This is a genomic window from Streptomyces sp. P9-2B-2 (assembly GCF_030406865.1).
Taxonomy (GTDB): Bacteria; Actinomycetota; Actinomycetes; order Streptomycetales; family Streptomycetaceae; genus Streptomyces; species Streptomyces platensis.
In genome coordinates, this window is record NZ_CP129126.1 from 118,207 (window position 1) to 131,331 (window position 13,125).

The window sequence follows — 13,125 nt, forward strand, 5'->3', positions numbered from 1 at the left end:
AATCTCCGGTGCCGCGGGCGCGTCGGCGCGCCCGCTGCGTCAGTGCCCCATCGCCAGCCCCCCATCGACGGGAAGGACGGCACCGGTGACATAGCCGGCCTGCTCGTCCGTGAGGAAGGCGACGGTCTCGGCGATCTCCCGGGCCGTGCCTGACCGTCCCAGCGGGACGCCGGAGAGGATCGACTCCCGTCTGCGGGGCGGCAGATCACGGGTGAGGTCGGTGTCGACGAAGCCGGGCAGTACGACATTGACCGTGATGCCGGACGGGCCGAGTTCGCGGGCCGCCGAACGCGCCAGCCCGGCCAGCCCGGCTTTGGCGGCCGCGTAGTTGGCCTGTCCGGGAGTGCCCAGCACCGCTGCGACGGAGGAGACCAGCACCACCCGCCCCCAGCCGGTGTCCGCCATGCCCGCGGCGGCGCGGCGCAGCAGCCGCCAGGCACCGGTGAGATTGGTGTCGATGGTCCGGCGGAAGGTGCGCTCCTCCATCCGCATCAGCAGTCCGTCGTCGCGGGCCCCGACATTGGACACCACGATCTGCACCGGGCCGTGGTCCCGCTCGGCCCGAGCGAAGGCCTCCTCGACCTGCTGTGAGTCGGTGACATCGCAGGTCAGGCCGGTGAGCCCGGCGGCGGAGCGCCCGGAGCGGGAGCCGACCAGAACGCGGTGACCGCGGCGGGCCAGGGCGGTGGCCGTGGCCAGTCCGATGCCCCGGCTTCCGCCGCTGACCAGCGCGACTCGTGCTGTCGTGGCCGGGGACGGGGTGGGGCGAGGGGTGGGAGCGGCAGGGCCGGGGGGCGGCTCAGCCAAGGGGAAGCACCGCCTTCAGGGGCTCCATGGCATTCAGCGCCAGCGGGGTCAGCTCCGGGTGCCTGCGGGCCGTCTTGGCCATGACCTGGCCCGGTCCGGTGTCCAGCAGCAGCCGGATGCCGGACCGCACTACTGCGCGCAGCGCCGTGTGCCACCGCACCGGCACCTCGAGTTGGCACAGCAGGTCGGCGCGGAGTGCGCCGACGTCGGCGGTCGGCCGGCCGTCGCTGTTGAGCAGCACGGGCCCGGAGGGCGGGGCGAGTCGCACGGTGGCCAGCATCGGGCGCAGTTGTTTCTGCACGGGCGCCATCAGCGGGGAGTGGGACGCCACGCCGGTGGCAACCTCGCTGACGCGGACATCCGGGGTGTCGGCGGCCCGGTCGGCGACCCACCGCACGGCGTTGGCGTCTCCGGAGACGACGAGGTGGCGCGGGCCGTTGTAGCAGGCGATCACCGCCTGCCCCAGGTCCGGCGGGCAGTCGGCGCACCAGCCGGTGACGATGTCGGGCGGCAGCCCGGAGACCGAGGTCATCAGGGCCGGGCGCACACGGGCCTGCTCCCCCATCAGCCGGGCCCGTTCGGCGACGATGCGCAGGGCGTCGGCGAAGCCGAGGACGCCCGCCTCCACCAGGGCGGCGAAGTGTCCGAGACTGTGTCCGCCCACGAGCGCGGGCGGGGCCCAGCGTGCGCCCACGTGCGCGCGCAGCGCCGCCGCGCAGGCGAGTCCGGTGGCGACGACGGCGGGGTGGGACAGTTCGGGCGGCCGGAGTTCGGCGGGCGTGCCGTCGGTACACAGCCGGGTCAGCGGCAGGCCGGTGGCCTCGTCGGCGCGGGTCAGCACCTCCTGAGCAACCGGGTGGTCGCGGACCAGCCGGTATGCCATGCCGGGGAGCTGGGAGCCGGCGCCGGGAAACGCCAGGGCGTAGCGGCCTTCGCCGATGGTCTGCACGGTCACCGGTGTCCCGCCTCCTGCCACAGCCGGGCCGCGTGCACCTTGCCCGATCCGGTGCGGGGCAGCCGGCCGGTCAGATGAATGCGGGTCGGGATCTTGTAAGGGGAGAGCAATCCGGCCAGATGACGGCGCACCGCCAGTTCGGTGACCTCCGGGCCGGCCGCGATGAAGGCCACGAACCGGTCGGGCGGGCCGGGGGTGCCGGCCGGCGGCGCGCTCACCAGGCACTCGCGCACGCCCGGTACGCAGCTGAGGGCGAGTTCCACCTCCGCCGGGTCGACCTTCCGCCCGGCCACGGTGATGCGGCGGCCGGCCCGGCCGTGTACCTGCACGGTGCCGCCCCCGGGCAGGACGCCGATGTCGCCGGTGCGGAACCAGCCGTCCGTGGTGGCCTGGGCGGTCAGCTCCGGAAGGCCGCGGTAGACGACGGGCGGTCCCTGATGCCGGAAGCAGAGCTCACCCTCGGCGTCGGTGTCCTCGCGTAGCACGCCGTTGTCGTCACGGACGGCCGCCCGTATGCCCGGTACGAGCCGGAGCGGTCCACCGGGGCGATCGTCGGCGAAGGCGAGCTGGCCGAGTTCGGTGGCGCCGTACTGGTCGCGCAGGTTGCGGCCGGTGGCGTCCCGCCAGGCGTGCGCCGTTTCCCGGTCCAGTGGTTCGCCCGCCGAGACACATACCCGGAGCGCGGGCGCGGACAGCCTCTCCCCACGGGAGAGCAGCGATCTGTACAGGAAGGGCACTGACTGCACAACGGTGGCTCCGGTAGTGCGCAGAGCGTCCGCCAGTGCCGAGGGTGCGGGCGGGTGGGCGGCGAGGACGAGGGCGGCGCCGGTGCGCAGGGCGGGCAGCAGTGCCACCCCGAAGGCGAAGGCGTGGTGGAGCGGCGTCGTGCAGAGGATGCGGTCGCGGCCCGTGATGCCCGCGGTGTGCGCGAAGGCGGCGGAGTTTGCGCAGGTCGCGGCCCAGTCCTTGCGTACCACCTTGGGCAGCCCGCCGGTGCCGGAGGTCACCAGGTTCAGCGCGGTGGCGTGGGAGGCGTCGGGGGGTTCGCTCTCGGCGCCGGCCTCGTGCGCCGCGTCGAGGGAGGGTGGGTCGATCCGGTAACGGGTGCCGGCCAGTTGGTCGGCGCGATCGCGCTCGTGCCGGGTGCTCCGTGCGTCGTGCAGCACCAGCTCGGCTCCGGCGGCGGCGAGGCCGAGCAGGGCGACGATGCTCGCCGGATCGTTGCGCACGACCAGGCCTACCCGCTGTCCGGCAGTGTGTCCCCGACCGAGGTGATGCTGCCGCGCGCCGGCCACCAGGCGCGCGAGCGCGCTGTAGCTCAGGCTGCCGTGCTCGTGGACGAGGGCGGTCCGGTGGGGGTGTTCGGCAGCCCACCGGGCGAGGGCCCGGTACGGCGTGGACGTGGTCATCGGCGGCTCCCCGGAAGCACCGTCAGGCGCGAACCGGCCGCGGTGAGCTGCGTGCCGGCCCGGTCGGATCCGTCGTGCCAGGACACCAGGGCACGCAACGGTGCGGTGACGTCGGGCAGTTCGGCGGTCCGCAGGGCAGCGGTATCGGAGTCGGTGGCCGGCCACACGGCGGGGTGTCCGCCGCCGGGCTGCCAGCCGGTCAGCCGGGCCCGGTCGCCGTCCGGGGTGACGACGGCGACGGCGACGGTCAGACGGGTGGTCCGGTCGGGCCCCGTGGGCGGCGGCGTGGGCCAGTGCGCCGCGGCGACCAGAACCCTGGAGCACCGGCCCGACTCCACCATCATCGCCGCGTAGCCGAGGGCGTCGACGCCGCTGGCGGGGCCGGTGAGGGTCAGGGCGGTACCGTCCAGGCCGAGGTCGATGCAGAGCCGGCCGGTCAGGGCGTGCGGTGAGTAGTGCAGAAAGCACTGCGGGGCGAGCCACCGGGGTCCGGCGCCGTCCAGGACCGCCGCGATGTACTGGGCGGTCGCGGCCGTGGCGTGGTGTGAGGCGGTGACGCAGCCCATCGGCGCCGCCTCGGCCCTGGTGACGCCCGCGTCGGCGAGGGCCGCTTCGGCCGCCCTGGTGAGCTCCGGGCCCAGGGTGTCCTGCACGGCCAGCGGGATGCGGGGGAAGCCGGCCGGGTCGTCGGGTATGCGGGGCACCTCGTGCGGGGCGCTGCGCACGGCGGTGGCGGCGATACCCGCCCCGTTATGCGGCCGCACGGCCGAACACCACCGCAACGTTGGAACCGCCCAGCCCGCAGGACACGGTGAGGCCCGCGCGCGGCGGGGTGCTCCGGCGCGGCCCACCGAGCGCGAAGTCGAGATGTGACCACTGCTCGGGGACGTCCTCCAGGCCGAGGGTGGGCAGCACCTCGCCCCGGGCGAGGGTCAAAACGGTCACGATCGCCTCCACGGTTCCCGCCGCGCCCTGGCAGTGGCCGAGCGCGGCCTTCGATCCGGACACCGGGATCCCGGCGAGCCGGTCGCCGAAGACCCTTTCCAGCGCGTCGAGTTCGGCGACATCGCCGTGGCGGGTGCCGGCCGCGTGCGCGTTGACGTAGCCGACGTCGCCGGGGGCCACCGCGGCATCCGACAGCGCCCGGGACACGGCCTTGGCGACGCCTTCCGACGCCGGACGGGCCGCCTGGTCGGCCTCGTTGCTGCTCCCCCAGCCACGCAGATACGCGTGTGGTGGAGCGGAGTCGTCGCCGGGGTCGGCGTCCAGGACGAGGGCCGCCGCGCATTCGGAGATCCGGATGCCGGACCGGCTTCTGCTGAACGGGCGGCAGCCGCCCGGACTGAGGGTCCGCAGCGACGCCAGGCCCTGGAAAGCGGTCTCCGTGATGGTGTCCACCCCGCAGACCACGGCCCGTTCCGTGACGCCGCTGCGGATCAGATCGGCGCCGACGCCGAGAGCGGCGGCCCCGGCGGCACTGGCGTTGCCCACCGGGAGTACGGGGCCGTCGAAGCGGACGGCCTCCGCAGGTGGGGCCCAGATGGTACGGCAGCTCTCCCGGCTGCCGTCCGCCCAGGCCCGCCACGCCTCGGCCGTCGCACAGCCCGCGCTGTCGGTGGTGGCGAGGACGAGTGCGGTGCGGGCCCGGTCGTGGGCGCCGCGCCGAGCGGCGTCGGCGAGGGCCTGGGCCAGCGCGCGGTGCAGCAGGTACGGGAGCCGCCCGTCGGAGCCCGGGGCGGGCGCGCCGTGCGTATCGGGAATGAATCCGGCGATACAGGCGCCGGTGCCGGAAACGTCGAAGTGCTCGACCGGGCGGAAATTGCCACCGCCGTTCGCGCACAGCCGCCACAGGGCCTCGGTTCCGGCACCACCGACGCTGAGCACGCCGAGTCCGGTCACGGCCACCGCCCGCGGGGTGGTGGTCCCGGCCGTCACCGGGCATCCCCCGGGAGAACGGTGGCGTGCTCGGTGAGATACGCGGTGAGGGAGCCGATCGAATCCGCGATGTCCCACAGTTCGCCGTCGGCGATGCGCTCCACGCCGCATTCCCGTTCCAGTGTGGCGAGGGTGACCACGAGGTCCAGGGAGTCGATGCCCAGATCGGAGAACTTCTCCGTGGCGGGGATGGCGCCCGCGAGTTCCGCGCCGACGCGCTCCGCGAGCGTGCGGCGCACCAGTTCTTCGATCCCCGGGGTGGCGGTGCGAGGTTGCCCCTTGTATGCGTGGCTCACCACGTCTCCCTTCCGTTGGGTAAGCACTCAGGTGCCGGCGCATACCGGGCCGCACGCAACATGCCGCGGTGCGGGGGCGCCCCGGCGGCCGCCGCGGGGCGCGAGCAGCGGGCTGTGCGGCTCCGCGGCGCCCTGCCGTTCACCGCAGCGCGCTCTCGTCCGTGCGGCGCAGGATTTCGTCCACCGTCTCGTCGGCCCGCTGCTCGGAAGTGTCGAGCCACAGGCCGAGTTCAGCGGTCTCCCGGCGAAAGGCCTCGTTGAGGGATTGCGCCGTCCAGCCCTCTGCGCCGTACGCCTGCTTGTCCCTGCCTGCGTCGCGGCGGGCTGCCGCGGCCGCGCTCGGGGCGAGCACCACCACGTGCACCGGCCGGGTGCTGAGCTGGGCCAGGAAGCGTTCGAGATAGCTCCCGAGGAGGTTGTCCTCGGCGATGACGGTGAAGCCGGCGTGGAGATAGGACTCCGCGAGGAACGCCAGGTGCCGCAGGCGGAGTTCGAACTGGGCAACGGCCTCCCAGCCCGCGTCCGGCTCCATCTCGGCCAGGCCGCCGACCACCATCCGGCGCAGCGCGTCTCCCTCGATGACGACGGACCGCGCGAAGCGCTCGCCCAACAGGCGGGCGACGGTGGACTTCCCGCTGCCGCAGATGCCGGTGACGACGAAGAGGCGGGGCGGCAGCCCGTCGACTGGTGGTGTGCCGCTCACGAGCCGGTGGTGGTCTTGCGGGCGGACGGTGTCGCGGACCGGTAGGTCTCCCAGCGCAGCTCCGGCTCACGCAGGGCGGCCAGTTCGACCAGCGCGCGGTTCCCGACGGGTTCCACGGCCTGGAACACCTTCTTGGCGACGCGGGTGCCGGAGTCGCCGAGGACACTCGTCAGGAAGGGTTTGACCTGCTCGAACAGCAGGTATTGGCGGCCCTTGCGGTTCTTGGTCACCCGCTCCACGTAGGACGGCTTGATGCCGTACTTGTTCGCGAAGTGGCGCAGCGTGTCCTTGGTCCACTCGTCGCTCCAGCGCAGCATGAAGTACGGCAGGTCGGTGAGGGCGAAGGGCGGCGGCATCCGGTAGGTGATCACCGACCGCGGTTCGAACCAGACGGTCCCGCCGGCGTCCAGGACTCGCTGGCTGAAGTCGAGGTGTTCGCGGGTGGTGAGCAGCCCCTCGTCCATGCCGCCGACCGCGTCGAAGATCTCCCGCCGCACCAGGGCGCAGTGGAATTCGATGATGTCGCACTTCTGCCGATGGAGTTCCTGCTCGGGCACCTCTGCGAGGGGTTTCATGAAGTGGCGTTGCGTCTGGACGAACTCCCGCTCGCCCCAGGCCCCGGAGAATTCCATGTCGCCACCCGCCATATGCACGGTCTGCTCATGCAGCGGACCATGCAGATAGAGCGGCCCGACCATGGCTGCTTTCTCCTCGTCGGCACAGGCGACAAGCGGCTCCAGCCAGTTCTCGGTGTATTCCACGTCGTTATCGAGGAAGACGACGTACTCGCCTTCCGCATAGCGCAGGCCGATGTTGCGTGCACAGTTCGGGGATATGTATTTGTTGACGCGGACGGCGATGATGTCGTGTTCGTCGGCGATGCGCTTGATGCGGTTCCAGCGGTCGCGCGGAGAGTTCACATCGACGTACACCAGCTGACACGGAATGCTGGTGTACCGGAAGAAACTCGCCAGCGACTCCTCCGCATAGGAGAACCGCTCGCGGCTTGTGATGATCGCGGTCACCCGGGGCACGGTGTCCATGTTTCGTCTGTCTCCCGTCGAGTACCTGGAGCGCGAAGGCCGGCGTCAGCCACGCCGGGCGGTCATGAGTGAGTAGTGGCCGTACAGGGGAATGAGTTGGCGGCCGGTGAAACCGGCCTCAGTGAGCAGACCGGCCAGCTCGGAGGCGGTGCGCAGCCGTCCGCCCGACATCGTGGCCAGCGCGAGCGCATAGCCGGCCGCGGTGGCGGACCGCGTCCGGGAGTCGTCCAGCATCACCTGGTGCACGAGGATCCGGCCGCCGGGGGACAGCGCGGCACGGGCCCGTGCGAGCATCTCGCGGCAGGCGTCGTCGCCCCAGTCGCAGAGGGTGTCGGCGAAGAGGACCAGGTCCTGTCCGTCGGGCCAGGGGCCGTCGAACATGTCCCGCAGACACAGCCGTACCCGGTCGGCGACCTCCGCCTCCTCGAGGGTGCGGTGTGCCACGTCCGCCACCGCGGGCAGGTCCAGCACCTGCGCCGTGAGCTGCGGATGCCGCTGGGCCAGGGCCACCGCGAAGGTGCCCGCGCCGCCGGCGACGTCGAGCAGGGTGCCGGCCCCCGCCAGGTCCAGCCGGGCGGCCAGCGCGGCGGCCGGCCCGGTGGAGTGGGCATGCATGGCGGCGGTGAACAGGTCGGCCCGGCGCGGGACCCGGCTGTGTGTCTCCCACAGGGCGTGGCCACGGTAGCCGTGGGCTTTGCCCTCCCGTACGGCGAGCTGCACTGCGGTGCACTTCTCGTCCCAGCCGAGCTGGAGCATCGGCCCCCAGTAGCGGCTCGTGCCGGGAAGGAGGAACGCCCGGGCGGCGGAAGTGAGGTGGTAGGCGCCCTCGTAGACCGTGAGGTAGCCGAGGGCCGCGACCAGGGCGAGCAATACCTCGGTGTTGTACGGGTGGAGCCGGAGGCGGCGGGCCGCCTCGGCGGCACCGACCGGTGTCCGTGCCAGCAGCGGGAACAGCCCGAGGGTGTCGGCCACGGCAAGCGCCGGCAGGTCGTACTGGCCCATGAAGGTGGCCATCACCAAGCGGTCGTCCGGCGCCGCGGCGGCATCTTCCGCACTGCCGGCGGCGTCCGGCACGGCCGGTTTCATCAGTGGCCCGCCGGATCGTGCACGCGCCGGGCGATGGCCTCGACGAGTTCCCCGACGGTGGCGTACCGCGTCGGGTCGATGTCACCGTTCTCGAATGTCAGGTCGTGCTTGCGCTCGAAATAGGTGAAGACATAAGCGAGCGTGATGGAGTCGAGTCCGAGGTCGGCGAAGGGAGCAGACGCGGTCACCGCGTCCGCCTGCTCCGAGGAGATTTCACACTGCTCTTCCAGTACGTGCCGCACTTCTTCGAGAACGGCGTCCGCGTGTTCCTGCCCGACAGCCGTCCGGTCCGCGCCAGCCATGCGAATCCCTCCTTGCCCAAGCAATGGGAATATCGATTCGAGCCGCGACGCTATAGCCGCCCGAAAGTGATGTCAACGGAGCCGTTCAGCAACGTGTATTCACCGTGACAGGTTTTCGGGAATGCCTGAACCCCCTTGTGGCCCAGGCTCCCACAGGGTTTCTCCGCTCTTTTTCGGCAGGGGTTACGCGAAGGGGGTTTCGGGCAGTGGACGCCCTTCCCCGAAGCACCAGGCCGTCTCGCCGCGCAGCCGTCGGACGAGCCGGCTGCCGTCACCCTCGGCATGCGGCACGGCCGTGTCCGCGCAGGCGCACAGCGCGGCGAGCAGCTCCTCCAGCCGGTCGGTGAGCACTCGCACCTCCTCGTGCGCCAGGCTGTAGACGCCCTCGGCCTGGTAGCGGTGCAGGCCCATCACCAGCAGTCCGAGCTTCTGGGCGCGCCGGGCGGCGGCGAGCAGGGCGTCGGCCACCGCCTGCACCAGGGCGTCCGCGGAGCCGTCCAGCGCGTGCCCGAGGAGGAACAACTGCGGCTGGATGTCCCCGAGCACCATCACGTCCAGGCCCTTGGCCGCCAGCAGCGGCAGCCGCGCGCCGGACCACACGTCCTGGTGGAAGGCACGGAGTTCCGCGATGTCCTCGGCGAGGGGGCGCACGGATCCGGCGATGACGTCCTCGGCCAGTTCCCGGGCGTCGCGTCCTCGGGAGGGCGGGGCGATGTGGTCGAAGAGGGCGTAGCGGCTGCACGCGGCGATGAGGCCGTCGGTGACCGGCAGCCGGCGGGCATAGCCCTCGTCGGCCGGGGCGTCGGTGTCGAGCAGGTGCAGCCCGGCCGAGTCGAGGCGGTGAGCGAGGACCATGTGGTGGTGGTAGTGGTGCTCGCCCTCGTAGGGGTCGCCGGGCCAGTGGAAGCCGTCGTACATCAGGACCACGGGACGGCCGTCGGTGAGCGCCCGCTCGATGGCCGGCCAGGCGTCGGCGCCCTGTTCCCCGTCGGCCCAGCGCAGTCGGCACGCCGGGTAGTCGCTCTCAGGTCCGTACCACTCGCCGCGGCGTACCAGGTCCAGCGGGCGGGAGAGCCCCCTGGCCACCTGGGCGGCGTGGTACCCCTCGTGCAGCAGCACTGATTCGACGGACCGCAGGAAGCAGCCCAGCCCGTCCAGTCCGATGTCCTTCCAGCCCAGTGCGGCCCGCGGGTCGAAGGCGTAGGTGCCGGTTGGTCCCGGATCTCGTGGGACGTCCTTGGTGAGCTCGCTCATCACACACTCCTTGTGTTGCGCAGGACGGTGGCCATGATCGTGAGGGTGGGGTTGTGGGCGCCCGCTGTGGGGAACAGGCTCCCGTCGGCGACGAGGACGTTGTCCATGCGGTGCAGCCGTCCGGTGCCGTCGGTGACGCTCGTCCGGGCATCGGTGCCCATCCGCATGCCGCCCAGGGTGTGGAAGTTGCCCGGTACGGCACCGGGGCCGTCCGGAAAGGCCAGGGAGCGGGTCTCCGGCAGGGCGGCGACCTCGTCGGCGCCGGCGGCGCGCAACAGCTCGGCTATCCGGGGCAGGTAGAAGGACTGGGCGGCCAGTTCGTGCCGGTGCGGGGCATAGGAGATCCGTGGGACAGGCACGCCCAGCCAGTCCCGCAGCTGCGGGTCGAGGGCCACGGCGTTGGACCGCTGCGGCAGGTCCTCACCGTGCATCTGGACGCCCAGCAGCCGCTCGCGCAGCGGGCTCTCCCTCAGCAGGCGTTTGAAGTCACGCCCGAACCCGGCGCCGGTGAGCCGCGGCAGCAGCCGCCGGTAGAGCATCGCCTCCTCGATGCGTCCGGGCGGAGCCGATCCCAGCTCGACGACTCCGCCTCTCAGGTGGGCCAGTCCGGCGTCCCGCGCGGCATCCCGTGCGCCGGGGTGGTCGGGGTCGGCGAAGTCGTCAAGGGCGTGGGTGATGTTGCGGTTCCGGGGGCTGTGCACCCGCTCGTGGAGGAAGAGACCGTAGCCGACGGAGTACCAGTGGAACATCAGATGGCGGCCGATCAGCCCGTGTGGATCGGGGAGTTGGGAAAGCAGCGCCAGTCGGCAGGTCTCCACGGCGGAGCCGGCGAGCACGACAAGGTCCGCGGCGGCGCTCCGCCGGACCGGTTCCGGCCCGGTGCAGTCGAGGTATTCGACGGTGCGGGCCCGTCGGTCGCGATGGGTGACCCGGACCGCGGTGCTCAGCGGCAGGACCTCGGCGCCGGCCCGGACCGCCCGCCGCAGCGGGGCGAGCGCGCTCCCCCGCGCGAGGGTGACGCAGCCGTATCCGCAGCAGGCGCCGCAGTCGGTGCACACCGGTCTGCCGTCGTAGGGACGGGAGTTGGCGGCCATCGGCATCGGGTAGGGCCGCAGCCCGAGGTGTCCGGCGGCCCCGGCGATCCGCAGCGACGAGCTCTGCGCAGGGCCGGGCGGCATGGGGAAGCCGGTGGCGCGCGGGGCATGCCGCAGCGTGAGGTCGGCGGGCAGCCGGGCGGCGTCGCCCTGGACGCCGAGCAGCGCCTCCACCTCGTCGTAGTAGGGGGCCAGCTCCGCGTAACCGAAGGGCCAGTCGGCGATGTCGGCGCCCTCGACGGGGCCGAGCAGCGAGCGTTTGGCGAAGTCGATGTCCCAGTAGCGGGGTGTCTTGGCGTCCCAGTGCACGGTGCCGCCGCCGACCGCCGCGGGCAGCGCATTGACGAAGCCGATGTGATCGGCGCCCGGCAGCGCCCGGTCACAGTAGCTGCGGGGCTCCGCAAGGGCATCCGGGAACTCGAAGCGGCGCAGCGGGCCCAGGATCTCGTCCGGGGAGAAGTGGTGGTCCGGGACCGCGGCGGAGAGGTCGGCGAAGTGGTTGGGGCCGCGCTCCAGGACCAGAACGTCCCAGCCCGCTTCGGCCAGCACCATGGCCGCCACCGATCCACCGGGCCCGCTGCCGACCACGACGGCCCGCTCACTCATCCAGCACCCCCGCCACCAGTTGCCGTACGGCCTCCTCGAACCGGCCGGCGAGCGCGGCCGTCGGCCCGTCCGCGGCGACGGACCGGCTGCCGCCGGGGAGGCCCAGGGCAGTGTGCGGGGCGGTCCCGCCAGGGTGCCGGGCCGTGGCACCGCAGTAGACGGGCGCCGCGTACAGGCCCTGGATCGCGTGGTCGAAGAGCATCCCGCGGAACTCCCGCACCTGCGGGACGTCGAGCACCGCGTCGCGCTCGGCGGCCGGGACAGCGGTGAAGTCGCCGCCGGCCAGCCGGTCCAGCAGCGCGGTCCCCGCGCGGTAGGCCTGCTGGAGTGTGTCGATCCGGCGTCGCCAGCCCACCCGCTGAGCCGGGGTCAGCGGGAGGAAGCCCCCCTGTCCGGCCGGGGCCGGGTAGATCAGCGGCGGGTCGGCCGTGAACGCGCCGAGCAGCCGGTCGATGTACCTCACCACGTCCGCTTCGCGTGCGCCCGGGTACGGCTCGGCCGGGTCGTCACGGGGGCCGGGGATCAGCCGGGCGGTCGCTTCCCGCACCACCGCGGTTTCGTGCGGAGTGAAGAAGAACGGCCTCAACTCCCCTTGCTGTAACGGTGATTCGTCATACTCTGTCGCGATATCCACTGCTTCCCTCCTTCTGTTAGGGAGAGCCACATGAGCCAGCACCACGACCTCACGCCCACCGGCGGCACGGCTTTCGGCAACCGGGCCGCAGCCGCGCTCACCCGTCAGCTGCTGACCGCCCCCGCGGCCTCGTTCACCGGTGGCAGCGACACGGAGGTGCACACCCTGGTCTCCTCCGACCATGTGCCGCTCTATCTCTTCGCGGCCAAGTCCCTCGCCCGGCACTGGCCCGAGGTCAGCCCGGTGGTGCACGACGACGGCACGCTCACCGCGCGCGACCGGTCCCGGCTGCTGCGGCATGTGCCCGGGCTGCGCGTCATCGGACGCCGGGAGGCGGACGAGCGGATCGAGCCGCTGCTCGCCGGCTATCCGCAGCTCGCAGCCGTCCGCCGGGGCAATGTGCGCATCCTCCAGCTCGTCGACTACTTCCTGCTCAGCCGGAGCCGCTCGGTGGTGAGCATGGACAGCGATGTGGTGTTCCTCGCCCGTCCCGACCGGCTGGTGCGCTGGGCCGCGGCGCCGTCGGCGGAGCGGGCCACATTCCTCTACTCGCCCGAGGAGGGCTGGGAACCGCAGGGCGTGCACTGGATAGCCGACCGGCTCCCCGGGGTACCGTATGTGCCGTACATGTGCTGCGGCTTCGCCTGCGCCGACGTGGCCGGGTTCTTCGACCCGGCGTACTTGGAAGAGATGCTCACCCGGCTGCCGCCGGAGATCCGGTTCGCGCCGCGCTATGTGACGCAGATGTCGTACTCGCTGCTCGGCGGAAAGGCGGGCGAGGCGCGGGTGGCGGGACTGGGCGAGCCCTACCGCTCCGGCCGGCTGGAGTGGCTGCCGCGCATCGACGACCGGGTGATCTGCCACTACTTCGCCTCCCATGAACGCGCGACGACCTACGACAACCTGGTCGAGGAACGGGATCTGCTCTCCCGGGCACTGGACGGGGGCACGACGGCCGACGCGGGATAGCGCTCCCGTGGTCCGGGGCGGCGGCCGGTGCG

General features: G+C 72.5%; 14 protein-coding genes. 1 reads left to right on the forward strand and 13 read right to left on the reverse strand.

The window, feature by feature from the left end; all coding sequences use genetic code 11:
- Window positions 1–39 precede the first annotated feature (39 nt).
- The 13 genes from fabG to QT196_RS00625 all read right to left on the reverse strand — a co-directional run bounded on the left by fabG (window position 40) and on the right by QT196_RS00625 (window position 12,124).
- Window positions 40–807, reverse strand: a complete 768-nt coding sequence (gene fabG / locus QT196_RS00565) for a 3-oxoacyl-ACP reductase FabG (RefSeq protein WP_266738765.1) — start codon at window positions 805–807, stop codon at window positions 40–42.
- Entirely contained in the window at window positions 800–1,762 is a 963-nt protein-coding gene (locus tag QT196_RS00570) for an ACP S-malonyltransferase (protein ID WP_266738766.1), read from the reverse strand. The genes fabG and QT196_RS00570 overlap by 8 nt, the downstream gene beginning before the upstream one ends.
- Entirely contained in the window at window positions 1,759–3,171 is a 1,413-nt protein-coding gene (locus tag QT196_RS00575) for a fatty acid--CoA ligase family protein (RefSeq protein ID WP_266738767.1), read from the reverse strand. Before QT196_RS00575 ends, QT196_RS00570 begins: the two co-directional genes overlap by 4 nt.
- Complete coding sequence (locus tag QT196_RS00580) at window positions 3,168–3,935, reverse strand: beta-ketoacyl synthase N-terminal-like domain-containing protein (protein ID WP_290354087.1); 768 nt, start codon at window positions 3,933–3,935, stop codon at window positions 3,168–3,170. The genes QT196_RS00575 and QT196_RS00580 overlap by 4 nt, the downstream gene beginning before the upstream one ends.
- On the reverse strand, window positions 3,922–5,106 hold the full coding sequence (locus QT196_RS00585; protein WP_290354088.1) for a beta-ketoacyl synthase N-terminal-like domain-containing protein: 1,185 nt from the start codon (window positions 5,104–5,106) through the stop codon (window positions 3,922–3,924). Before QT196_RS00585 ends, QT196_RS00580 begins: the two co-directional genes overlap by 14 nt.
- Window positions 5,103–5,402: an acyl carrier protein gene (locus QT196_RS00590; protein WP_266738770.1), complete on the reverse strand. Its 300-nt coding sequence runs from the start codon at window positions 5,400–5,402 to the stop codon at window positions 5,103–5,105. Before QT196_RS00590 ends, QT196_RS00585 begins: the two co-directional genes overlap by 4 nt.
- 139 nt (window positions 5,403–5,541) lie before the next feature.
- Entirely contained in the window at window positions 5,542–6,105 is a 564-nt protein-coding gene (locus tag QT196_RS00595; RefSeq protein ID WP_266738771.1) for an AAA family ATPase, read from the reverse strand.
- Entirely contained in the window at window positions 6,102–7,148 is a 1,047-nt protein-coding gene (locus tag QT196_RS00600; protein WP_266738772.1) for a glycosyltransferase, read from the reverse strand. Before QT196_RS00600 ends, QT196_RS00595 begins: the two co-directional genes overlap by 4 nt.
- 45 nt (window positions 7,149–7,193) lie before the next feature.
- Entirely contained in the window at window positions 7,194–8,222 is a 1,029-nt protein-coding gene (locus tag QT196_RS00605) for a methyltransferase (RefSeq protein WP_266738773.1), read from the reverse strand.
- 11 nt (window positions 8,223–8,233) lie between these two features.
- Window positions 8,234–8,536 (reverse strand): acyl carrier protein, encoded by a 303-nt coding sequence (locus QT196_RS00610; protein WP_266738774.1) that lies wholly within the window; start codon window positions 8,534–8,536, stop codon window positions 8,234–8,236.
- A 183-nt stretch (window positions 8,537–8,719) separates the two neighbouring features.
- The gene (locus QT196_RS00615; protein ID WP_266738775.1) at window positions 8,720–9,790 is read right to left on the reverse strand and encodes a hypothetical protein; all 1,071 of its coding nucleotides are present in this window, start codon (window positions 9,788–9,790) and stop codon (window positions 8,720–8,722) included.
- A complete protein-coding gene (locus QT196_RS00620; RefSeq protein ID WP_266738776.1) occupies window positions 9,790–11,490 on the reverse strand; it encodes a GMC family oxidoreductase in 1,701 nt (566 codons plus the stop codon). The genes QT196_RS00615 and QT196_RS00620 overlap by 1 nt, the downstream gene beginning before the upstream one ends.
- Window positions 11,483–12,124 carry a gluconate 2-dehydrogenase subunit 3 family protein gene (locus QT196_RS00625; RefSeq protein ID WP_290354089.1) on the reverse strand — a complete coding sequence of 214 codons (642 nt, stop codon included), beginning with the start codon at window positions 12,122–12,124 and terminating at the stop codon, window positions 11,483–11,485. Before QT196_RS00625 ends, QT196_RS00620 begins: the two co-directional genes overlap by 8 nt.
- 30 nt (window positions 12,125–12,154) lie before the next feature.
- On the opposite strand from QT196_RS00625, the gene QT196_RS00630 reads away from it, so the two are divergent.
- Window positions 12,155–13,093: a hypothetical protein gene (locus tag QT196_RS00630; RefSeq protein ID WP_290354090.1), complete on the forward strand. Its 939-nt coding sequence runs from the start codon at window positions 12,155–12,157 to the stop codon at window positions 13,091–13,093.
- Window positions 13,094–13,125 lie beyond the last annotated feature (32 nt).

What these genes read in the sequence shown, in the direction of transcription:
- QT196_RS00575 (WP_266738767.1), bottom strand. Translation starts at nt 3,171, where the DNA reads ATGACCACGTCCACGCCGTACCGGGCCCTCGCCCGGTGGGCTGCCGAA.
- QT196_RS00600 (WP_266738772.1), bottom strand. Translation starts at nt 7,148, where the DNA reads ATGGACACCGTGCCCCGGGTGACCGCGATCATCACAAGCCGCGAGCGG.
- QT196_RS00630 (WP_290354090.1), top strand. Translation starts at nt 12,155, where the DNA reads ATGAGCCAGCACCACGACCTCACGCCCACCGGCGGCACGGCTTTCGGC.
- QT196_RS00610 (WP_266738774.1), bottom strand. Translation starts at nt 8,536, where the DNA reads ATGGCTGGCGCGGACCGGACGGCTGTCGGGCAGGAACACGCGGACGCC.
- QT196_RS00620 (WP_266738776.1), bottom strand. Translation starts at nt 11,490, where the DNA reads ATGAGTGAGCGGGCCGTCGTGGTCGGCAGCGGGCCCGGTGGATCGGTG.
- QT196_RS00615 (WP_266738775.1), bottom strand. Translation starts at nt 9,790, where the DNA reads ATGAGCGAGCTCACCAAGGACGTCCCACGAGATCCGGGACCAACCGGC.